Raw genomic sequence first — 23,207 nt, 5'->3', positions numbered from 1 at the left:
TAATATGAAATCTAATATTTTTAAGATATCGATTCTAGTTGTCTCTTTAGCTTTTACAGCTGTTAGTTGTAGTGACGACGACGATATAAATACAACTCCACAAGGACCAGATTTTTCTGGAACATTTGTACAACAAGATCAAATGGGAAGACCAGCAGTTAATACTGTCTTTGTGTCTTCTGGAATGAAAGATAATTTTAATACTACAATTCCATCTAATCAAAATACAATGTTTCAAACGATGTTTGAAAACAATCTTACTGGATTGAGTCCGGCCTTTGCAAATCCTGGTGATCAAAATGCTTTAGGACAAGATGCGGCTGCCTTTACAGGTTTACTTGCTACAGATGTCCTTAATGTATCACTAGATGGGACTACAACCTTTTTTGATGGGACTAATGTGTTAACGGGTCGTGCTTTAACTGATGATGTTATTACAGTAGAACTTTTATTGATTTTTGGAGGTGAAGATTTTTCTGAAAATCCTGGTTTATCAAATGACAATGTTGATGCTAATGATAAACAATTTGATAGTTCTTTCCCTTACCTAGCTTCACCTTGGTAGGTGAGTAGCTAGTTGATATCTATTCCCCATTTACTTAGAGGCGAGTTTTTTAAAGGTTCTCTTAATGAAAAGCTCGTCTCTTAATATTTAAAAACCTTAAAAACCTAAAAATGAAAACTGCTATTTACTCATTGCTCGCAATGTTACTCGCCATGTCTATAAGTTGTGAAAACAGCTTCAAAACTGGTGACGAATATACAGAGTATCTTAACCATACACCAGATTTAAAGTCGCAACTTGAAGATGCACTATTCTGGACTAACAAAATAAACAAAACACCTAATCAACATCCTTATTACGTAAAAAGAGCAAATGTCTATTCTAGTCTATTTGATCTCACAGCAAAAATTGAATATCTAAAATTAGCAGAGGCTGATTTAAATAAAGCTGTTGAATTAACACAAAATAGAGAACCGGGCTACTTAAGATCCCTAGCTTCAAATTACATATCTCAACATCGTTTTAAAGAAGCTCTAAAGTTATTGGAAGATGCGGAAAATATAGGAGATGGTCTTTTAGCTACTCAAAAAATGTTATTTGATGTCCATTTAGAGCTAGGAAACTATTCTCTAGCAGAAAAACAGTTAGATGCCATAAGAAACGATGGTGGATTTGATTACTTTATAAGAGTAGCAAAATGGGAAGATCATAAGGGTAATTTGGATAATGCCATTTTTAATATGGAAAAGGCTACAAAAATTGCAGAATCCTCAAACTTGTCTTCTCTCAAATATTGGTCCTATACAAATCTTGCGGACTTTTATGGTCATGCTGGCGAAATAGAAAAAAGTTATAATCATTACTTAAAAGCATTAGATTTAAAGCCAGAGGATGCCTATGCTAAAAAAGGTATCGCATGGATATTATATTCCCATGAAAATAAAGTGTCCGATGCAAATGATATTATAGATCATTGTTTGTCCTACTATAAGTCTCCGGATTTGTATCTATTAAAAGCCGAAATTTCTGAATACTCAGGTAATGCAGTTGAAAAGGAAACAGCATTAAACCAATATAAATTATTATCTAAAGATGAGAATTACGGTGATATGTATAATGCTTACGACATTGCAATTTTTATTGATGAGATTAAACAACCAGAGATTGCTCTAGAAATAGCAAAAGTTGAAGTAGAAAACAGACCAACTCCTATGGCGTATGATTTACTTGCCTGGAGTTATTTTAATCTTGGAGAAACAGAAAAAGCTATTGAAATAATAGATGATAAGGTGTATGGTAAAACTTTTGAACCAGTGGCCTTATTTCACATGGCTAACATTTATAAAAATGTTAATCGTGCAGAAATTGTTCAGGAAATGAAAAAAGAATTACTTGCAAGCTCATATGAATTAGGACCTGTGACAACTTCTAAGATTAAAACTTTATAATGAGAAACGCCTTTTTTTTAGCTACATTTTTAATAAGCTCCTTATTGCATGCACAGCAGTTTTCAGGAACAGTTGTATCAGAATTTAATCAACCATTACAGGATGTTTTTATAGAAAACCAACGCACCCAAGAACACACTCATAGTAATGAATTAGGTAGGTTTGAATTATTGAATACAAAAATTGGAGATACTGTCATGTATAGGTCTTTAGGTTATTCTACCCAACTATTAGAAGTTGAAACTATGTTGGACAATAAAATTGTTTTGAAGTTAAAACCAGTAGAGCTTAAGGAACTGGTTGTAGCCTCTCAAAAGAATCTTACTTCAACAGTTTCCAAAATAGATCTAGAAATTTCACCTGTAACATCATCACAAGAAATTTTAAGGAAAGTACCAGGTCTTTTCATTGGTCAACACGCTGGTGGTGGTAAAGCTGAACAAATTTTCTTACGTGGATTTGATATTGACCATGGAACTGATGTAGCAATCGATGTGGATGGCATGCCGGTGAATATGGTATCACATGCTCATGGACAAGGTTATAGCGACCTTCATTTTTTAATCCCAGAAACGATAGATGTTATCGACTTTGGTAAAGGCGCGTATTATGCTGATAAAGGAGATTTCAATACAGCTGGATATGTAAGTTTTAAAACCAAAGATTATTTACAAAAGAATAGTTTGAGCCTGAGTCTTGGGCAATTTAATACATTGAGAACAGTCGGTATGTTTAACCTCTTAGATAAAAAGAGCACTGATAATGCTTATCTAGCTGTAGAATACCTAGAGAGTGATGGTCCATTCGAATCTCCACAAAATTTTAATAGAATCAATTTATTTACAAAGTATATAAAGAACCTAGCTTCAGGAGATCGAGTAGAACTTACGGCTTCTCATTTCACAAGCCGTTGGGATGCATCTGGTCAAATTCCTCAACGAGCAGTTGATAGAGGACTTATTACACGTTTTGGGGCAATAGATGATACGGAAGGTGGTGCTACTTCAAGAACTAATTTCAATATAAGTTTCCAGTCAATTCTTTCGGAAAACACAACCTTAACCGCAAATGCTTTTTATTCTAATTATACTTTTGAACTTTTCTCAAACTTTACTTTCTTTTTAGAGGACCCTATTAATGGTGATCAGATTAAACAACGTGAGAATCGTGATATATATGGTATAAATACAAAGTTTAACTACAACCAGAATTTCTCAAACTTTGATCTTGATTTGAGTTATGGTTTTAGTTTAAGGCACGATGTTAATAATGATGTTGAGTTATCCAGAACAGCAAACAGAAAAACAACTCTTGAGGTGTTACAGTTAGGTGATATTAATCAAACCAATACTAGTGCCTATGTAGAAGCAATGTTGGATTTTGGTAAGTTTAAAATTCAGCCAGGTGTGCGATTGGATAATTTCAATTTCTTATATAACGATCAGTTACAAGAAAATTATGAAACCCAATCTGAAACTGAAACCCTTCTTAATCCAAAACTAAATTTATACTATACTATAAACAATGATTTTCAAGTTTACGCTAAATCTGGTTTAGGATTTCATTCTAATGATGCTCGAGTAGTTGTAGCTAATCAAGGTGAAGAAATATTACCAAGATCCTACAACGCGGATTTAGGATTGACCTGGAAACCTGCACCTAGGTTATTAGTAGAAGGTGCTTTGTGGTATTTGTTTTTAGAACAAGAGTTTGTGTATGTTGGTGATGCCGGGATAGTTGAGCCTAGTGGAAAAACAAGAAGATACGGGATTGATTTAAGTGCTAGATACCAATTAACCGATTGGCTTTTTCTAAATGCAGATGCAACTTATACTAAAGCAAGAACTATTGATGAACTTGATGGAGAGGATTTTATTCCTTTGGCTCCTGACTTTACATTGGTCTCTGGTTTATACTTTAAGAATATTAAAAATTTCTCAGGTGGTCTGCAAATGAGATACATCGATGATAGGCCAGCAAACGAAGATAATACTATAACAGCCGAAGGTTATACAGTGTTTGATTTAAATGTATCATATGAGTTTAATAAGCTCACCCTTGGAGTTAGAGTAGAAAATCTATTTGATATTGATTGGAATGAGGCGCAGTTTGCTACTGAATCTCGTTTATTAAATGAATCTGCAAGTACCGAAGAATTACACTTTACTCCAGGAACACCTTTTTACATAAGAGGTATTGCTACATACACATTTTAAAACCTTTATATGTTTAGAATATACTGATTACTAGCCGATGGTTTGATTGAGATAATTTTAAGGTTTTTATTTTCTAATTGTAATAGTTAATTGGTTAGTTAGTTGGTTGAAAAAGCGCTCGTATATTGAATACGGGCGTTTTTGATTTCAATTAATGTTGATTAAAAAGAAGTCACTGAACTAGTTTAAACGGAATCTTCAATTTTAACATAAGAAAGTTCAATAGCTGGACAAGCCAATTAATGAATTAGCCTGTAAATGATGGAGAAAATTTACTTTAAGAAGGATTATAGAATTAATGAAAAATGAACCCTTTAAGGATTTGAATTTACTACACCTAGAGTATGTAGTTGATCCATAGTAGGAGATTCACTTCCGCCTGTTGGTTCTAGAGTTATCCCAAAAGCTTCACTACTATATTCATTTTCAAACTTAAATAGTTTGTCTTCATCTTCATTGAAACCGTCAATAGTTCCTAAACTAGTCGGAGTAAGCGGATTTAAAGTTAAAGACCATATTTGCCATACTTTACCAGTTGGAGTTTCTGGTAGGCCAGACCCGTCAATATAAATAGAATTATCTTTCTTATTCCAGTATACCTTAGCATAAGAGTCGGCAAAATTACCTTGACCTCCTAAGGGTATAGTAATAACGTCTTTACTTCTTATAGCATCTAAGGTGTTTTGTGTTTGAACTAGAGCTTCCTGAGAGTCTTCAAACTTAATTTCAAGAATTCGATTTTCTCTCTCTGTTAGTTCTAATTCGCTTTGTAAATCAACTTTGGACTGATAATTATAAATTAAGCCAGCTGCTAATAATATACTTGCTGCCCAACCGGTATAGGTAACCCAATTATATCTAGTTTTTAACGGTATTACTCTTTTATCGTTTGAGTTTAGATGATTTAAAATATTGTTGAAGGAAACTGTTCCTGGAGCTACTGATGCCGTTAATAGCAAAATCGCTTTTTCAATTTCCTCAACTTCTTTTTTAATTTCAGGATGTTCATACATCATCTCATGAACCTCTTGATTTTCCTGTTCACTAAGTTTTCCAGCTACATATAGCTCAAGAATTCCAGATTCTATGTATTCTTTAACATCCTTCATTATAATACCATATCGCGTAATTGTTTGATGCAATTACGATTTCTAGTTTTAATCGTTCCTATAGGATTACCTAATTCCTCAGCGGCTTCTTTATGAGTGAAACCTTTAAAATAAAGTAATTCTATAAGTTGTTTACAAGTTTCACCAAGGGCTTTTACATAATTTTTGATGCCTATAGCGTCTGTCTTGTTATCCAGATTTTCATGGTCCGGTATAATATCTACGAATAAACTAGAGTCTAGGTTTTTACGTGATTGTTTAAAAGCTTTGGATCTTGTTTTATCAATTGCGCTATTACGCGCTATATTAAGCATCCAGGTAAAAAACCTTCCTTTTTTAGAATTGTAAGTTTCTGCGTTGTTCCAGGCTTTTAAGAATGAATCCTGTAAAAGCTCGGTCGCCATTTCTTCATTTCTCACGATATTCATGATGACACCATAGATACTATCGCTATACATTTCGTATAGCTTTTCAAAAGCATCAACCTCTTTGTTTTTAAATCTTGTTATAAGATTATCTAGTGATGTCATTAATTCAATTTACCGGTAATGTGTAAAAATAGAAAAACTTAGTGGTATTGCATATTTGGATACTCAATAAGTTTATTTTTCTAAGTTATTTCTTAACAAGTATGATTTATTCCCAATTCTTATTGGTGCGGTAAACTACTCCTTTAAATAACGCAACTAAAGTTTTGCCCTTGTAAATCTCAACAATATTGAAGCCTACTTTATTTCTTGTCTCATTAAGAGTGCAAGTTGCTATCAAATAATCACCTGCTTCTAGTGCTTCAATATGATTGATACTAGTTTCAATAGAGACCGCATATTTGCCATGTGTATTTGCAGTAAAACCAAAACAACTATCTGCCAAGGAGTAGGTAATGCCACCGTGAGCTTTACCCATGCTATTAAGCATTTCGGGTCTTACAGTCATTCCTAATGTAACTTTACCTACCTCACATTCTAAAATCTCGATACCTAACCATTGTGAAAATGGATCTAGGCTAAGCATTTTTTTAGGTATTTCTTTTCCGTCCATATTCTACAATGTTGATAATTTCAAAGTGGTATTATAGTTTCTCATAGTTGAAGAAACTTTGAGTTTCTTCTCCATAAAATGGTTAGTCAATTTTGTTTTACCAAACCCGATAGTGCAGTAAAAAAATAGGATATTTTCTGTTATTTTGATGAACTCCTTTTCATTGGAAAAAGACTCCATTAATTCACAATTTTCCTTACTGGGGTATTCATCAAGAAATCCAAAAGACATGAATTTTTTCTCTACCTCACATAGCTTTTTAAATGGATTAGAATCTAATATTTCTATAATATTAGTTTGTTCAAAAACTACTACAGGAATGTTCAGGTTAAAATTTTGAGATATTGTGTTTGATATGAGAGTAGAACATTCTGTACTGCTAAAATCAGAATCAAAGACAATATTTCCAGATTGTATGTATGTCACTAAATTATCAAAAGGAAGAAAGCTTAAAGCTTTCCTCAATTCAGCCATTGGAAGTTTGTTTTTGCCGCCTACATTAACACCTCTTAATAAACCTACGTATCTCATTAAATATCAAATTGCTTACCGTGCTCATTCAATCTTCTTAATAGAGGTGAACAACGGTAACGGTCCTCACGATACAGATCGTATAATGAGTCTAATTGGTCTACACACCATGAAATTCCTTTTTCATTAGCCCATGAAAGTAGTCCTTTAGGGTAATTAACACCTTTAGTCATGGCGGTATCAATATCAGTAGCGTTTGCTATATTTAAAAACAAAGCATCGGCAGCTTCATTAATAAGCATAACAAGGATTCTGTCTTGAATTTTCTCGATAAGTTTAGTCTCTTTATTTGGTTCTTGTTTTCCATAGAAATTAGTGGCTTCATCATTTTTATAATCATAAAAACCTCTACCACTTTTTCGGCCTAACCATCCAGCTTCAACTAACCTTTTTTGAGAAAAGTTAGGTTTGTATCTCGGGTCGTAATAGAAAGCCTTAAATACAGTCTCAGTCACTACATAATTTACATCATGGCCTATGAAATCTGTAAGCTCAAAAGGTCCCATTTTAAAACCTAAACCCTTTAAAGCGTAATCTATGGTAGGAATATCGGCAATGCCTTCTTCAAAAATTCTTATAGCTTCTCCATAAAAAGGACGTGCTACGCGGTTAACGATAAAACCTGGTGTGTCTTTTGCTACTGCCACAACCTTACCCCATTCTTTAATAGTAGCAACACTGGTGTTTAAAGTTATTTCACTAGTTTGTACAGCTGGTATAACTTCTACCAATTTCATTAATGGAGCAGGATTGAAAAAATGAATACCTACACAACGATCGGGTTTGTCTAGTGATGCAGCAATACTCGCGATACTTAAACTACTGGTATTTGACGCGACGATACATGATTCAGAAACAGTTTTTTCAATAGTTTGAAAAACCTTTTTCTTAATGTCAATATTCTCTATAATAGCTTCTATGATGAGGTCTGCTTTCGCGAAAGCGGAGACAGCATCCACATACGTGATATTACTTAGAATTCGGTTTTTCTCATCTTCATCGATACGACCTTTTTCTACCAATCGATTCATGATTTTTTCATGAGATGCGCGGGCATTATCTAGAGCTTCTTGATTCGTATCAAAAAGTGCAACCGTGCATCCAGCGGTAGCTGCAACTTGTGCAATACCACGACCCATTGTTCCAGCACCTATTATTCCTACTGTCTTAATTTTCATAGATTAATTTTGATCTTCAAATTTAAGAGTTTGAGGATACATCTACCGAGTTTCTTATTTGTATTTTTGATGAAAATCATTTTACTTTTCCGCTTTCGCGAAAGCGTAATTTATATACTTTATGAAAAAAACATATATCATCGATGGTGTACGAACGCCAGTAGGAAATTACAAAGGAACGCTGTCTAAAGTACGTCCAGATGACATGGCGGCTCTTGTTATAAAAACTGTCGTTGACAGGAATTCTAGTATTCCAAAAGAAGCCTATGCCGATGTTATTATGGGATGTGCTAATCAAGCTGGTGAGGATAATCGTAACGTAGCACGCATGGCTGGATTACTTGCTGGATTGCCATGGAGCGTTCCAGGAGAAACAGTTAATAGGTTATGTAGCTCTGGTTTAAGTAGTGTGGTACACGCTCATCGTGCTATTCAGACTGGTGATGGCGATGTGTTTGTATGCGGTGGTGTAGAAAATATGACACGCGGTCCTTACGTCATAGCAAAACCTAGTAGTGCTTTTGGTAATGACAGTAAGATGTATGATAGTAGTTTTGGCTGGAGATTTGTAAACCACAAAATGGCCGAAATATATGGAGTAGATGGAATGGGGAATACAGCCGAAAATCTTGTAGAGAAATTTGGTATATCTCGTGAAGATCAAGATGCCTTTGCAGCATGGTCACAGCATAAAGCTACTGCTGCACAACAAAATGGAAGACTTGCTAAAGAAATTGTAGCTGTTGAAATACCGCAACGTAAAAAAGACCCAATTGTCTTTGATCAAGACGAATTTATAAAACCTACTACTTCCAAAGAAATACTTGCAAAGTTACGTCCAGCTTTCAAGAAAGAAGGTGGATCAGTGACTGCTGGAAATTCTAGCGGACTTAATGATGGTGCTGCTGCATTAGTTATTGCTAGTGAAGATGCTGTCAAGAAGTATGATTTAAAGCCTAGAGCTCAAGTACTGAGTAGTGCTGTAGTAGGAGTAGAACCTCGTATAATGGGAATAGGACCTGTAGAAGCTAGTAATCGTGCGCTTGAAAAAGCAGGTCTAACCATGGACAATATGGATGTTATAGAATTAAATGAAGCATTTGCATCACAAGCATTAGCATGCACTCGTTCATGGGGACTGGCAGATGATGATCCTAGAATTAATCCTAACGGTGGAAGCATCGCTATCGGTCATCCACTTGGAATGACAGGAGCTAGGCTTGCAAATACCGCGGCGTTGGAATTACAACTTACCGGTAAACGCTATGCGCTTATTACCATGTGTGTAGGTGTAGGTCAAGGTTATGCGATGGTGATTGAGAATGCTAGTTTGTAAGATAGCTTTCTAGTTATCAAACCCCAGTTAAATTTTAAACTGGGGTTTGATAATTAATCTAATCTTTCAATAAAGATGCTCGAGGACCTTTCAGAGCGTAAATAAACTGTACCAGTATCTTGAGTACGTCTGGTAGCTACAGTAATTTTATCCATAGCATTTAATTCAATAATTTCGGTGATACTAATGCTGCTATAATCAGGTGTAGAGCTATTTGCAGAAATCATTTCTTGACTGCGATAGATACCACCAGTTTGAGTGCCATTTATACGTAATGTAGATTCTACAGCTAGCAATGCTTGATTGTTATTACCAGAAAAGCCTTCTAACGATATATTGACAATAACCTTATACCTACCAGTTTGACCTACAGTCAATGTGGTATTGCCAGATTCTTGATATACGGTTGCGTTGTCATTAAAATAAGTGCTAGTACATAATTGAGTAGTTGTCCAGCCTCCTGTATTTAAATTATTGGAACTTGTGGAAAATAGAAGGTTCGTGAATTTTGCCATAGAGCCTACAACCCCAAAAATGGGTTCCCATTTACCATCCTTGAAATAGTAGTAACCTTCACCAGTAGTAAGATTTGTATTGTAGACTATGGTCCCGTTTTCCGTACCTGTGGGAAGTGGATCTACCGTTTGTAAATCTAGGATATTTACTTTGGGGAAAAGTACACCGCTTGTTCCTGTAGAATCTTCTATATGCAGGCTAGTTCCTGTGGCAGGATGACTGGTTCCTATACCTACTTGAGCATGAATTGGTAGGGATAATAGGATTACTAATAAAACTGTAATTGTTTTCAAAAGAATAGGGATTAAGTTGTAAGTTTTATCTGATTTTTTCTATTATAAATGCAGAGCCTTTTTTGTCTCGTTGATAAACAGCTGCAGTACCTTCTAGATTGGAACAATTAATAGAGATTTCATCATTTTCATCAAGATTTAAAATTTCTGAAAATGAAAGTGTTCCATCATCATCACCGGTTCCATTTCGATCCATCTCAGAACTTCGGTGAGAACTACCTTCAAACCTCAATGAATTCATCGAATCTTTTATTCGAATTCTTCCTTGGATGGATGAAGATCCTGCTGTAGCATCATCTTGTTCTAAACCTATAAAAACGGTGATTTTGTATCTGCCAGATTTTTTTACTTTAATTCTAGTTACACGATTATTAGCATCAGTTACTTGTTCAAAAAGATCTAGATTATCATTAAACACAACGCCATCCATAATTTCCACATCTACACCAGCAGTAGTATTAAGGTTAACATCGTTAGTCGTCTCTATATTTTTAAAATTCTGAAATTTCGCAGCTCTTTCAGAGAACAACTGTAAAGGAGCCCATACAAGGCCAGTCCAATAAAAAAATCCTTGACCTGTGAAGGTGTTAATGTTATAAACCATGGTTCCTACTTGTGTACCTATCGGTAAAGGATCGATGGTATTGAGGTCAATGAGGTTAGCATCGGGTAGTTTTACACCTTTAGTTCCGCTGGAATCATCTATGTGAAGAATAGTCCCAATTGCAGGATTAGTAGTGCCTATTCCTACTTGAGCCTGACCAAAATAAGACAGTATGGAACTCATTAATAATAACCACAGTAATTTCATTTCTCATTTTTTTGCAAACGTATTGTATAGTGTAGGTTTACGAGTAAATGGATCATGCGGTTTTATTTAAATCTATAATCGGTATTATTCTTGGTTTAACAGTTTTATTTTCAATTAATAGTGAATCCAATTTCTTACAAAATATTTTAAGAATTTAAATTAACTAACAAATGTTAGTCTTGTACTGTTATCATTTATTATTTTCGTAACAATCAATCATGCGAATTTAAATTAAGGGCTTTATCATCTTTAAAAGCCTGATAACAACACGATATTATGATTTTACCTTCTTATATAAATGGACAATGGTTAACAGGAGATGATAGAAATGCTCGTAATATGTACGACGCTATTACAGGTGACGTAATAGGCTTAACAAGTACAGAAGGGTTGGATATCGCTAGTGCCTTGCAATATGGTAGAGATAATGGTAAAATCCTTAGAGATATGACCTTCCAACAGCGAGGTAATATGATAAAGAAATTAGCACTTTATCTTACCAAGCGCAAGGAACAGTTTTACGAGATTAGTTACCGCACCGGTGCAACGAGAGTAGATAGCTGGATAGATATAGAAGGAGGATTTGGTAATCTATTTGCAAATGCCAGTTTACGTAAACTCTTTCCAGACCAAAGTTATGCGGTAGAAGGTGAGCCTATAGATTTGTCTCGTGGTGGACGCTTTATGGCACACCACCTTTTAGTACCTAAAAAAGGAGTAGCAGTTCACATCAATGCGTTTAATTTTCCAGTTTGGGGAATGTTAGAGAAATGTGCCGTAAACTGGATGGCAGGAATGCCAGCAGTGGTTCTGCCAGCACCTCAAACAGCTTTCTTAACAGAGGCTGTAGTGCGTGAGATTATCAATAGCGGTATTTTACCAGAAGGGTCACTGCAATTGTTATCTGGGCTTACTACAAGTATTTTGGACACTGTACAATCTCAAGATGTCGTGACCTTCACAGGTAGTGCTGCCACAGGTCGTAAACTTAAAAATCACAGCCAGATTCTAGAAGAAAGTGTTCCATTTACAATGGAAGCAGATAGTTTAAATGCTTGTGTTTTGGGAGAAGATGCGGTTCCTGGAACGGCAGAATTTGATCTGTTTATTAAGGAAGTACGTAAAGAGATGACCGTAAAATGCGGCCAGAAATGTACTGCTATACGTCGCATTATCGTTCCAGAAAATCTGGTTGAAGATGTTCAGATCGCTTTAGGAAAGCAATTAAGTCGTACTGTTATAGGTGATCCTAAACTAAAGGAAACACGCATGGGTGCGTTAATTAATAATGACCAGCGAGACACTACGATTAACCAAATCAAAAAGCTAACCGAGACAGCAAATATCGTTTATGGTGATTTAGAGAATGTTGAGGTTCATGGCGCCGATGCCCAAAAAGGCTCGTTCATGTCACCTATTTTATTGCGTGAAGACAACCCATTTAAAAACACAGCCGTTCACGAGATTGAGGCTTTTGGTCCTGTGAGTACGATCATGCCTTACAATGGGATTGAAGAGGCAATCGAATTGGCTCAAATGGGGAGAGGTTCTCTGGTGAGCAGTGTGGTTACTGGTGATGACGCTTTCGCGAAAGCGTACACCGTAGAAGCCGCATCGCATCATGGAAGAATACTATGTTTAAATGCCGAAAGTGCAAAACAATCCACCGGACACGGATCACCGCTACCGTTATTAGTGCATGGTGGACCAGGACGTGCCGGCGGCGGCGAGGAAATGGGCGGACTGCGCGGTATCAAACACTACATGCAGCGTTGTGCGGTTCAAGGTAGCCCGACCACGTTGACCGAGGTGACAGGAATATACCAACCTAATGGTGCGTATAAAGAAGCCGAAAAGCATCCTTTTGCCTATCATTATGAAGATATCAAACCTGGTATGAGTCTGCAAACACACAAGCGTACTCTTACCGATACGGATATTCAAAACTTTGCTAATCTTACTTGGGACCATTTTTATGCCCATACAGACATCACCAGTTTAGATGGTAGCATTTTTAAAAAGCGTACAGCACATGGTTACTTTATCATCAGTGCGGCGGCTGGTTTGTTCGTCTATCCTAATAAAGGACCAGTAAGTGCCAATTATGGACTTGAAGATATTCGTTTTTTAAGACCGTTATACCACAACGATACAATTTATGTGCGATTAACTTGTAAAGAAAAACGCGAGCGCGATGTAAGCGGTCGTGAGCATCCTAGTGGTATCGTAAAATGGTATGTTGAGGTTTTTGACGCAGAGCCAGTCGATTATGAAAACGGTAAAACGGACGAAGAAGCACAAGCTCTCGTTGCAGTTGCGACTATTCTTACGATGGTAGAGAAAAAACAAACAACATTTCCAGAAATCAATGAACGTTTTATGCGTTTCGCTTTCGAGAAAGCGAGCCCAGAAACAAAACCATTATGGGGTAACATGACCATGCAGCACATGGTCGAGCATCTAGAGCATGGTTACAGAATTGCTAGTGGTGAGATTCAAGATTTTGAAGTAACAACACCAGAGAAATATCTAGAAAAAGTGGCAGCAACCTTATGGAATTATGAGAAAATGCCGCGCGATTTTAAGATGCCGTTAATGAAACAAGATGGAAGCCTAGAGGAGTTACAGCATGAAGACCTGGCAACCGCTATTGCTAAACTTTTTGAGGCTCGTAATGAATACCTAGACTATTTCAAACGCAACCCTAAAGCAACCACAAAGAATGCTGTTTTCGGACCGCTTTCTAAATACGAGTGGAGCTTGCTGGAGCGTAAACATGTAACACATCATTTGGAACAATTTGGACTGTTATAAAGACTAAGTGATTCTTAAGTAACTCTTAATTTATATAATTAATTAACAATTGCACTAAATCAATGTGTTGATTATAAATAACTGTAAATCAATACATTGATTGGTGTTTATAAATTGTTTAACGACACTTTAAGCTTTTCTATATACTATTCGTTTGATCATCACATTATGTTGCTATCAAATAAATAAGTTATGATCAAGAAAATTTTTATTGCTACAGGAGTAGTTCTGTTAACAACGAGCTGTGTTTCAAAAAAGAAATACACCGAGCTAGAATCACAGTACAACACCACTGTATCTCAACTTCAAAAAACACGAGTTGAAAAAGAACAATTAGAAAATCGCATGAATGAAATAGAAATGCGAGTGGATCGATACAATGCCAAGATTGCTTCTCTCAAAACAGAGAAGGATGGGATGTTAGTTTCACAGGATAACGGTGATCTAGTTATGTCTGAAAACAACAAAAAAGCGATGAGGGCAACTTTGAAAGATGTGCCAGCGGCAAAACTAGCCGGAGCAACCACTTTAAAAGATTCTCTTAATGTCGCTATTGCTCACAATATGTCCAAAAAGCTTTCTGGTCTGCCAGAAAATTCAGATTTAAATGTATCGGTTGATGAAACAGTTGTAATGATAGATATTGATGACGACATGTTGTTCAAAGACAGTAGTTACAGAATAGGAAAAGATGCAGATGGTATTTTAAATCGTATTGCACAAGTAGTAAATAGTGAGCCATCGTTAGAAGTTCTTATAGTTGGTCATACAGATAGTAGAACAGTAAAAGAAGGAAGTTATATTAAAGACAATTGGGACCTGAGTACCGAGCGTAGCGCATCAATTGTAAGAAGATTAGAAAACAAATTTAATGTTTCGCCAGATCAATTAATTGTTGCAGGTCGAGGAAGTTATGATCCAGTAGTAGCAAATGATAGTAGAGAAAACATGGCTAAAAATAGACGTACACAAATCGTAATTATGCCTAATCTAGACAAATTTTTTGCTTTATTAGAAGGTGAAGTAGCGGCAGTAAATAGAACTAACGACTAATCGTTTAACAATAACAGGAAATGTTATGCCTCTTGTGTAAACAAGAGGCTTTTTTATGGTTATATCTTTATAAAAACGCCAAAGAAATCTTAGATTTGAACTACAAATAAAGTATTGAAAATTATGACCGCACCTTACGTAACATCTCAAACTGATAATGGGATTACAACTATTGAGTTTTTTCACCCAGCACACAATTCATTACCTAGTGATGTGCTTGCAAATCTTGCACAATCAATAGAAGACGCAGGTAAAGATGAAGAAACTAAAGTGATTATTTTGAAGTCTGGTGGAGCGAGAACGTTTTGTGCAGGTGCTAGTTTTAAAGAATTGGTTGCAATTGAAAATAAGGAGCAAGGTCTGGAATTTTTTAGTGGTTTTGCTAATGTAATTAACGCCATGCGTAAATGTCCCAAATTTATCATCGGGCGTGTACAAGGAAAAACTGTTGGTGGTGGAGTAGGAGTAGCTGCTGCTACCGATTATTGTTTTGCCACTCAATATGCTGCTATAAAACTAAGTGAACTTAATATAGGTATAGGTCCTTTTGTAGTGGGGCCAGCAGTAGAGCGTAAATTAGGTTTAACCGGTATGAGCCAGATTGCTATTAATGCTAATGAATTCTATTCACCGCAATGGGCAAAAGATAACGGTTTATTTGCTCATGTTTATGAATCTACTGAAGAGATGGATGAGGCAGTTCTACAATTTGCGCAACATCTAGCGACTTATAATCCAGATGCCATGGCCGAAATGAAAAAAATGTTTTGGACAGGTTGTGAAGACTGGGATACTTTATTGATCGATAGAGCTAAAATCTCTGGGCGATTGGTATTGAGTGAATTTACAAAAGAAACATTAAAAAGGTTCAAGTAAGTTCTTTTAATACTCCTCGATAATTCTATTGGTGGTTATTTTTGTTTTTGAGCGTCTTATCATAAATTTAAATGACAAGATTATACAATTTATATTCCGATTTTTAGTTACTTTTAAACAATAGTTAATAAATGCTAAAAATTTTGATATGAAGAAGTTTCTTATTTTTATGACAATTTGCTGTCTCTTTAGTTGTAATACTGATCTGGATGACTGCTGTGAAGAAGAGATTGGCGATGAAATAATAGATTCTAATCCTGCTAATGATCCTTTGTCATTGGGAATATTAAATTGTAGCTGGGATTCAGGAGTATCAGGAAGTAGTATTGATTATCCTCTAAAAACCAACTATCCTGCTATTTACGATCTCGGTAGGTTTATGCCTACTCCTAGATCTCAAGGTGAACAAGGTAGCTGTGCGGCTTGGGCAACTCATTTTTACCTAGGGACTTACTTGCGTAATGTAGCAACTGATAGCATAATCGCAAATGAGTCAGAAATTATGAGTCCAGCTTTTTCATTTAATCAATTATCTTCAGCTTCTAGTAACTGCTGGGGAAGTACTGTTAACGGGAATCTTGACATAATGCTTCAACAAGGAGTTTTAGATATCAGAACATTTCCCTATGATCAAACTGATTGTGATAGATCGCCTAATGAAAGTCAACGTGCAAATATTATATCGCCGGTAATCTCATCTTATGAAACTATAGGTCCTGTAAATACAAGTGGGGTTATTGGTGAGACTGAATTTATAGTTAAATCGGCATTGTTAGATAATAGACCTGTTGTAATCAGTATGAAAGTTGACTCTGCTTTTGGAGTTGCTAGAAAAGATGATGTATTTTATGTCAATGAGGTTAGAGAAGATATCTTTAGAGGTTGTCACGCGATGGTGATTGTAGGTTATAATGATGATTTAAATGCTTTTAGATTGATTAATTCTTGGGGAGAATACTGGGCAAATGATGGTTATATATATGTGAGTTATGATTTTTTCAAATCATCTGACATGCCAGAGTATAAAACTGGTGTAACGGAATTAACTGTTGCTTTTACTGATTAGGAAATAACATTGCTAGTTCTTAAACCTAATAAATGAATGCTAAAAAAATAAGTTTATTAGTAATTTTCGCATCAGTAAATATGTATGCACAAAATTGTGAATGCGAGAAATCTCTCAATGAGTTTGCTTTAAAATATCAACAAACTATTTCCTATAAGCAACAAGCAAAAGACAAGAAGGTTGAGGCGGCATATTTAAATAAACTAGACAAATTAGTTTCAGAAGTTAAGGAAAGCACTACTCACTGGGAATGTTTCATAAAAATTACAGATTTAAAAGATGTAATAAGAGATGAACATAGTAGGGTGCGTGGTACCGGAATTTCTGATACAATAAATATTAAGGATTCTAAGTTTTTTAAAAATCTACCACGTTACAAGGGTGATTTAAATCTTTTACAGTCAGAGCTAAGCAAGAAATCATTTCAGGATATTGAAGGGATTTATTATAGTGAAGGTTCCACCTTTGGAGTAGTGAAAGATCAAGATAAATACCTAGGAATATTATTAAAAACCCAAATGGACCATTGGGAACCAGGTATGCAATTTTTTGAATTAATTCCTGCTCTGGGTGATAAGTTTAGGATATCCTTTATAAAATCCGATTTTTCACTGTTTGCAAGCTCTAGAGCAGAAAGAGTAGTTAACGGGAGATTCGTTTTCTACGGTATTTATAAAGATAAAACACAGCCATACCATTATAATGCACCAGAAAGTGATAGCCTTTTTTATTACAAACCGTTAAATAAAAAGGTTGGTTATATGCGTATAGCTACGTTCAGTTGGGCCAATGATAACGTAGCAGTAGCAAATAAGTTTATAAATGATATTTTTCCAAATCTAGAAGTAAATCACCTTATCATCGATTTGCGCAATAATGGTGGTGGTACAGATCAAATAGGTAAACCATTGAGAAAGGCAATCAAAAAGTATGCAAAACGCAACAATATATATGTTCTTGTAAATGGTAAGTCTGGAAGCAATGCAGAACAAACAACTCATTTCATAGGTGAATTAAAAAATGGTACCGTACTAGGTGATAGGTCCATGGGAGTAATTGCCTATGGATTAAATTATGGCGAGAAAATTACGATTGGTAAGGATTGTTTTTCATTTTACTTATCAGATCTTAAATTCAACGAATTTTTTGAATTTGAAAGTAGAGGAGTACCTGTTGACGTATTACTCAATAATAACGAGGACTGGATAGAACAGACCTTAAAGTATATAGAAAATCAATGATTTATTCTTTTAAAGGTCATATCCCAGTAGTTCACGAAAGTAGCTTTATTCATCCTCAAGCAACTGTCATAGGCAATGTTATCATAGGTAAAAATTGTTACGTAGGTCCTAGTGCGGTAATACGTGGTGATTGGGGAGAAATCATTTTAGAAGATGGTGTTAACGTACAAGAAAATTGTACGGTGCACATGTTTCCTGGTAAAAGTATCCGCTTTCGCGAAAGCGCACATGTAGGACACGGCGCGGTCATTCATGGAGCTAATTTAGGTCGCAATTGCTTAATTGGAATGAATAGTGTCATCATGGATGATGCTGTCATAGGCGATGAATGTATAGTAGGAGCTATGAGTTTTGTAAAGGCAGAATCTATTTTTGAACCGCGTAGTTTGATTGTCGGTAATCCTGCAAAAAAAATCAAAGACGTTAGTGATCAAATGATAGATTGGAAAACCGCAGGAACTAGATTATACCAGCAATTGCCAAATGATTGTCACGATACGATGCTACAAGTGGAACCTTTAAGAGAATTACCTAAAAATAGACCTGTTCAAGAGGACTTTTATAAAACACTCCAAGAGATTAAAAAATCATAAAGCTAAATCAGCCGTACAGGCTATTCTATAATTCCTAAAAAGAAGCACTTATTAACTCTATATACTTGTGTAACTTTGCATTTACCAATTAGCTACTAATGAGTTTTTTCAAAAAGATATTCAATAAAGAAAAAAAAGAAACTTTAGACAAAGGTCTTGAGAAATCAAAATCCAGTTTCTTTGATAAATTAGGTAAAGCCGTTGCAGGTAAATCAAAGGTAGATGAGGATGTTCTAGATGATCTAGAAGATGTACTTATATCTAGCGATGTAGGCGTGGCGACTACGGTAAAAATAATTGATCGTATTGAAGAACGAGTAGCTAGAGATAAGTACCTCGGCACCTCAGAACTTAATTCAATCCTACGAGAAGAAATCGCTGGATTAATGAGCGAGGTCAATTATGGTGATGCCACAGACTTCACAATCCCAAGCACTGATGGTCCATATGTTATCATGATTGTTGGAGTTAATGGTGTAGGAAAAACCACTACAATTGGAAAACTGGCACACCAGTTTAAACAAAAAGGTAAAAAGGTCGTACTAGGAGCAGGAGATACATTTAGAGCTGCTGCAGTCGATCAATTAGATATTTGGGCAAATAGAGTAGGAGTAGAGATTGTAAAACAAGCGATGGGTAGTGATCCTGCCAGTGTTGCTTTTGATACCCTGCAAAGTGCCGTAGCTCAAAATGCTGATGTGGTTTTACTAGATACCGCTGGACGACTGCACAATAAGGTCAACCTTATGAACGAGCTCAGTAAAATTAAACGTGTTATGCAAAAGGTGCTGCCTAATGCGCCTCACGACGTCATGCTCGTCTTAGACGGATCAACTGGTCAAAATGCTTTTGAGCAGGCAAAACAATTCACCGCTGCTACCGAGGTTACTTCACTTGCTGTTACTAAGTTAGATGGTACTGCAAAAGGTGGTGTGGTAATAGGTATTTCAGATCAATTTCAAATACCCGTGCGCTATATAGGTGTAGGTGAAGGCATGGATGATTTACAAGTCTTCAATAAAGTTGAGTTCGTAGATAGCTTCTTTAAACAGTAACTACATTCAAAACATCTTGTTTATCGATAGTTTGCTATTTTTAAGCAAATTTTCAAAGATGAGGTATTTTTCAATTTTCTTTTTGGCTGTGCTTGCAGCGTGTCAATCCACTGATGTAAGCAAGAAAAAAGATGATTTCAGAGAATTCAAAGTAATTGATAGCCAGTATATTTCAAAACAAGACGTATTTGAAGGTGTGCTTGATGAGGTATTACGCTTTCGCGAAAGCGAGATAGGAAAGAAGTCCTCAACATTAATAGGTCCATACGTCCTTGAAAAATCAATTCCTGAAATTCATACTGCCATTGCAGAAGGAAAGTTTACCTATGAACAACTTACACTGTATTATTTAAGCCGTATTTACGAGTACGACCGTCTTAATAAGAAAGCGATCAATTCCGTAATCCGAATTAATCCTGAGGCTATCGAGCAAGCAAAAAAGGCAGACTCTCAATTAAAGGATAGAGGAACCGCGCTAGATATTCAATATAGTATGTGGGGTATTCCTGTTCTAGTTAAGGATAACATCAATGTCTCGGGAATTGCCACTACAGCTGGTGCAGTTGCATTGCTTGAAAATGATGCACGAGATGCAAAAATTATTACAAGACTTAAGGAAGAAGGTGCGGTTATTCTAGGTAAAGCAAACCTGAGTGAATGGGCCTATTACTTTTGCGGTGATTGTCCTAGTGGTTGGAGCGCTGTTGGTGGACAAACATTAAATCCATATGGGCCTAGAAAATTTGATACAGGTGGATCAAGTAGTGGTAGTGGCGCTAGCGTTGCTGCAAATTTTGCAGCGGTTGCAATAGGCTCTGAAACTGCAGGAAGCATATTATCACCATCCTCACAACACGCGCTCGTGGGATACAAACCTACAGTAGGAACATTAAGCGGAAGCGGTATTGTACCTATTTCTAGTTATTTAGATACTGCTGGTCCTATGGCCAAGAATGTCATGGACAATGCAATCCTACTTAATGCTATGACTCAAAATTTAGAAGTAATATCTAAAAAGGAAATCGCTGGATTATATGACTCTAGTTTAAAAGGAAAACGTTTTGGTGTTTTTGCTGGCTTTCAAGAAAACTCATTGTTTTCACAGGCTATTAAAGATATAGAGAGTTTAGGGGCAACTGTAGTGGTTCTAGAAGAAAAGGATGTTTCATTAGACGGTTTTATAAGCTTACTTGATCAGGATATGAAAAGGGATTTGCCTAACTATTTTATGGGATATGCAAACCAATCGTATCGTGGATATGATTTACAACGCTTAGTGAATTTTAATAAAATCGACTCGGTGAAAACCATGCCTTATGGTCAACGTTTATTTGATAATATGATCAAAAAAGACTTAATGAGTGAGGAAGAATTACAAAGCCTTAAAAGAAAGCTTACCACGGCAACTCAAGATTATTTTTATTATTATACAAGAAAAAACAACCTCGATGGTTTCCTTTCCATTAATAATTACACTGCGGCACAAGCAGCTGTAGCATTTTTTCCTGCCATGACAGTTTCTATGGGATATGACGACTCAGGACAACCATACGGTTTAACATTTATTGCACCTACCGAAGAGGATGCCTTGTTGTTCAAGTGGGCAGCAGCTTATGAAAAAGCAACCAACCATAGACAAGCGCCCAAAGGTTATTAATTGAAATATATGAGTCAAGAAAATCAATCTGTTTTATTTACTCCAAAAGGATTGAATATAACTACCAAAATAGTAGCTTTTTACGCTGCATTTTATATAATTACTTCCATAGTTCCTTTTTTAACGGGCGAAAGAGAGTCCAACGTACTCATGCCAGATAACTTATACACACCAGTGTATTTTATAGCTGCAATTCACGCTGTTGTTTTACTTATTAGTGTAGCAACTTTATGGCTTAAGAAACAATCTTGGGTGGTTACGTTATTTCTTATCGCGGTAATTCTTGCTTGTAGATTTGCGTATCAAGAAATTGCAAATTGGGTTTACGCCACTTTTTGATTAATTCTATGAAACACATATTTATATTTATAGGATTCCTATGTCTGTTTTCTCAATCACCTGATTATAGACAACAAACTATTGAATTTAGAAAAAAGCAAAATGCAATTTTTAAATCTGGTGATAAATCACCATTATCACAGGATGATAAAAAGGAATTTGTTGCGTTGAAATACTACCCTTACGACCCGGAATATGTAGTTGAGGCAAATTTCACTCCTGTTGACGACGATTCCACCATTCAAGTAACCACAACAATGAATCAAGTAAGTGATTATGAAAAGTACGGTTATTTAGATTTTAATTTAAAAGGAGAGAGTTATAGGTTGCTAGTCATGTATGGGCCACAGTATCGCAATCATCCTGAATATCACAATTTTTTGTCTCTTTATTTTACTGATCAAACTAATGGTGATGAAACCTATGAGGTTGGAAGGTACTTGGAATTAAGAGCTCCATTAAAGAAAAAGGTTGTTCTCAATTTTAACAATACGTACAATCCTTATTGCGCTTATAGGTATGGATATTCTTGTCCTATTCCGCCTAAAGAAAACCATTTAAACACCAAACTACAGGCAGGAGTGAAAAAGGGAATTTTGAAAAAGAAAAGGTTTTAAAAATGATATCCTAGACCAATTGTAAACTCCTCAAATCGTTCCAGGTGCTGGTAATTAATGCTTGTATTAAACTGTCGGTTTCCTATATAAAAGTCTTTGGTTAATCGAGTTGAAAAAACGTTGACACTTTTAAAGTAATCGAAACTTGTACGATGAGAAATGCCTAAAGCAAGACTGCTTGTAACGGTCGCACCTATACCTATTTCATTAAAATTGCTATAAACATCTTGATAGTATAAATGTGAAGCCTTTAAAAATAAACTGATTTTATCTTGTTTAGCTATTGTGTTAAAGATCTCAAAGACCAGTGCTTCTTGGTTGAAACTTATATTTTGTAACGAGTAAAGTTTCATATCAAAACCTATGAAATTATATTTGTTAAATTTTAAATCTGTTCCTAGAGTAAAATTTAGGTATAAGTCGGAATTAAAGCTAGAACCTATACCCAGACTAGTGTTGAGTAAATTAAATAAAGAGTGATTTAGTTTTAATCCATAGGTATGGTAGTTTACGCCATTGGCAAAACCTATTTGGTCAGGCTCGAGATAATTCGTAAGAATTTGAAGGTCACAGCTCATGGAGCCAATGAGTGTAACATGAATAGATTTTTGATTGAGTACTTTAACCTCTTGACTCTCATAACCTACATAACTAAAAACCAAAACATCGCCATCTTTGACCATGATGGAGTAAAATCCATCAAAATTTGTCGTACTATATCTTTCAGTTCCTTTTACAGTTATGATTGCACCACCTATCGGGCCATCAGGATCACTAATTACACCGGTGACAGTTCGATTTTGTGCGGTTGTTATACCAGTGAAAATTAGCAATAGAAAAGTGAGAAGAAGATGCTGCATATATTTTTAAAGATAACTAAATAACAACAATTTTATCCTGTAATTTACTTTA

General features: G+C 35.6%; 22 protein-coding genes. 14 read left to right on the top strand and 8 right to left on the bottom strand.

Features of this window, described 5'->3' with window-relative positions; all coding sequences use genetic code 11:
- The first annotated feature begins 4 nt into the window (after positions 1–4).
- The 3 genes from BST91_RS08465 (at position 5) to BST91_RS08455 (ending at position 4,169) form a co-directional block, all read left to right on the top strand.
- Positions 5–565: a DUF4331 family protein gene (locus BST91_RS08465; RefSeq protein ID WP_085775137.1), complete on the top strand. Its 561-nt coding sequence runs from the start codon at positions 5–7 to the stop codon at positions 563–565.
- A gap of 110 nt (positions 566–675) precedes the next feature.
- Positions 676–1,953, top strand: coding sequence for a tetratricopeptide repeat protein (locus BST91_RS08460; protein WP_085775136.1), 1,278 nt, complete (start codon positions 676–678; stop codon positions 1,951–1,953).
- Positions 1,953–4,169 (top strand): TonB-dependent receptor, encoded by a 2,217-nt coding sequence (locus tag BST91_RS08455; protein ID WP_085775135.1) that lies wholly within the window; start codon positions 1,953–1,955, stop codon positions 4,167–4,169. The genes BST91_RS08460 and BST91_RS08455 overlap by 1 nt, the downstream gene beginning before the upstream one ends.
- 314 nt (positions 4,170–4,483) lie before the next feature.
- Here the strand turns inward: BST91_RS08455 and BST91_RS08450 are convergent, their stop codons facing one another.
- From BST91_RS08450 to BST91_RS08430, 5 genes are all read right to left on the bottom strand, one after another.
- A complete protein-coding gene (locus BST91_RS08450; protein WP_042277624.1) occupies positions 4,484–5,278 on the bottom strand; it encodes an anti-sigma factor in 795 nt (264 codons plus the stop codon).
- Complete coding sequence (locus BST91_RS08445; RefSeq protein ID WP_042277627.1) at positions 5,278–5,808, bottom strand: RNA polymerase sigma factor; 531 nt, start codon at positions 5,806–5,808, stop codon at positions 5,278–5,280. The genes BST91_RS08450 and BST91_RS08445 overlap by 1 nt, the downstream gene beginning before the upstream one ends.
- 106 nt (positions 5,809–5,914) lie before the next feature.
- Entirely contained in the window at positions 5,915–6,319 is a 405-nt protein-coding gene (locus BST91_RS08440; protein WP_085775134.1) for a PaaI family thioesterase, read from the bottom strand.
- 3 nt (positions 6,320–6,322) lie between these two features.
- Positions 6,323–6,850: a DUF1697 domain-containing protein gene (locus BST91_RS08435; protein WP_085775133.1), complete on the bottom strand. Its 528-nt coding sequence runs from the start codon at positions 6,848–6,850 to the stop codon at positions 6,323–6,325.
- The gene (locus tag BST91_RS08430; protein WP_085775132.1) at positions 6,850–8,028 is read right to left on the bottom strand and encodes a 3-hydroxyacyl-CoA dehydrogenase NAD-binding domain-containing protein; all 1,179 of its coding nucleotides are present in this window, start codon (positions 8,026–8,028) and stop codon (positions 6,850–6,852) included. The genes BST91_RS08435 and BST91_RS08430 overlap by 1 nt, the downstream gene beginning before the upstream one ends.
- 121 nt (positions 8,029–8,149) lie before the next feature.
- Between BST91_RS08430 and BST91_RS08425 the strand changes: the two genes are divergently transcribed.
- On the top strand, positions 8,150–9,364 hold the full coding sequence (locus BST91_RS08425) for an acetyl-CoA C-acyltransferase (RefSeq protein WP_085775131.1): 1,215 nt from the start codon (positions 8,150–8,152) through the stop codon (positions 9,362–9,364).
- 53 nt (positions 9,365–9,417) lie between these two features.
- Here the strand turns inward: BST91_RS08425 and BST91_RS08420 are convergent, their stop codons facing one another.
- The gene (locus BST91_RS08420; RefSeq protein WP_085775130.1) at positions 9,418–10,173 is read right to left on the bottom strand and encodes a hypothetical protein; all 756 of its coding nucleotides are present in this window, start codon (positions 10,171–10,173) and stop codon (positions 9,418–9,420) included.
- A 25-nt stretch (positions 10,174–10,198) separates the two neighbouring features.
- On the bottom strand, positions 10,199–10,984 hold the full coding sequence (locus BST91_RS08415) for a hypothetical protein (protein WP_085775129.1): 786 nt from the start codon (positions 10,982–10,984) through the stop codon (positions 10,199–10,201).
- Between the two features lie 276 nt (positions 10,985–11,260).
- Between BST91_RS08415 and paaZ the strand changes: the two genes are divergently transcribed.
- From paaZ to BST91_RS08365, 10 genes are all read left to right on the top strand, one after another.
- Positions 11,261–13,798 carry a phenylacetic acid degradation bifunctional protein PaaZ gene (gene paaZ, locus BST91_RS08410; RefSeq protein WP_085775128.1) on the top strand — a complete coding sequence of 846 codons (2,538 nt, stop codon included), beginning with the start codon at positions 11,261–11,263 and terminating at the stop codon, positions 13,796–13,798.
- 192 nt (positions 13,799–13,990) lie between these two features.
- Positions 13,991–14,851, top strand: a complete 861-nt coding sequence (locus BST91_RS08405; protein ID WP_085775127.1) for an OmpA/MotB family protein — start codon at positions 13,991–13,993, stop codon at positions 14,849–14,851.
- 123 nt (positions 14,852–14,974) lie between these two features.
- The gene (locus BST91_RS08400) at positions 14,975–15,727 is read left to right on the top strand and encodes an enoyl-CoA hydratase/isomerase family protein (protein WP_085775126.1); all 753 of its coding nucleotides are present in this window, start codon (positions 14,975–14,977) and stop codon (positions 15,725–15,727) included.
- Between the two features lie 148 nt (positions 15,728–15,875).
- Positions 15,876–16,793, top strand: coding sequence for a C1 family peptidase (locus tag BST91_RS08395; protein WP_085775125.1), 918 nt, complete (start codon positions 15,876–15,878; stop codon positions 16,791–16,793).
- A gap of 32 nt (positions 16,794–16,825) precedes the next feature.
- A complete protein-coding gene (locus tag BST91_RS08390) occupies positions 16,826–18,034 on the top strand; it encodes a S41 family peptidase (RefSeq protein WP_085775124.1) in 1,209 nt (402 codons plus the stop codon).
- The gene (locus BST91_RS08385; protein WP_085775123.1) at positions 18,031–18,627 is read left to right on the top strand and encodes an acyltransferase; all 597 of its coding nucleotides are present in this window, start codon (positions 18,031–18,033) and stop codon (positions 18,625–18,627) included. The genes BST91_RS08390 and BST91_RS08385 overlap by 4 nt, the downstream gene beginning before the upstream one ends.
- A gap of 98 nt (positions 18,628–18,725) precedes the next feature.
- Positions 18,726–19,682: a signal recognition particle-docking protein FtsY gene (gene ftsY / locus BST91_RS08380; RefSeq protein WP_042277653.1), complete on the top strand. Its 957-nt coding sequence runs from the start codon at positions 18,726–18,728 to the stop codon at positions 19,680–19,682.
- A 58-nt stretch (positions 19,683–19,740) separates the two neighbouring features.
- Positions 19,741–21,339, top strand: a complete 1,599-nt coding sequence (locus tag BST91_RS08375; RefSeq protein WP_085775122.1) for an amidase family protein — start codon at positions 19,741–19,743, stop codon at positions 21,337–21,339.
- 9 nt (positions 21,340–21,348) lie between these two features.
- Complete coding sequence (locus BST91_RS08370) at positions 21,349–21,678, top strand: hypothetical protein (RefSeq protein ID WP_042277658.1); 330 nt, start codon at positions 21,349–21,351, stop codon at positions 21,676–21,678.
- An 8-nt stretch (positions 21,679–21,686) separates the two neighbouring features.
- Positions 21,687–22,295: a DUF1684 domain-containing protein gene (locus BST91_RS08365; protein WP_085775121.1), complete on the top strand. Its 609-nt coding sequence runs from the start codon at positions 21,687–21,689 to the stop codon at positions 22,293–22,295.
- Here BST91_RS08365 and BST91_RS08360 read toward each other — a convergent pair.
- Positions 22,292–23,155 carry a carboxypeptidase-like regulatory domain-containing protein gene (locus tag BST91_RS08360; RefSeq protein WP_085775120.1) on the bottom strand — a complete coding sequence of 288 codons (864 nt, stop codon included), beginning with the start codon at positions 23,153–23,155 and terminating at the stop codon, positions 22,292–22,294. The genes BST91_RS08365 and BST91_RS08360 overlap by 4 nt on opposite strands.
- Positions 23,156–23,207: the final 52 nt, after the last annotated feature.

The sequence above is a fragment of the Nonlabens tegetincola genome, from assembly GCF_002117085.1.
Classification (GTDB): Bacteria; Bacteroidota; Bacteroidia; order Flavobacteriales; family Flavobacteriaceae; genus Nonlabens; species Nonlabens tegetincola.
Note: the sequence above shows the minus strand (reverse complement) of the source record. Positions and strands in the feature narration are given on the sequence as shown.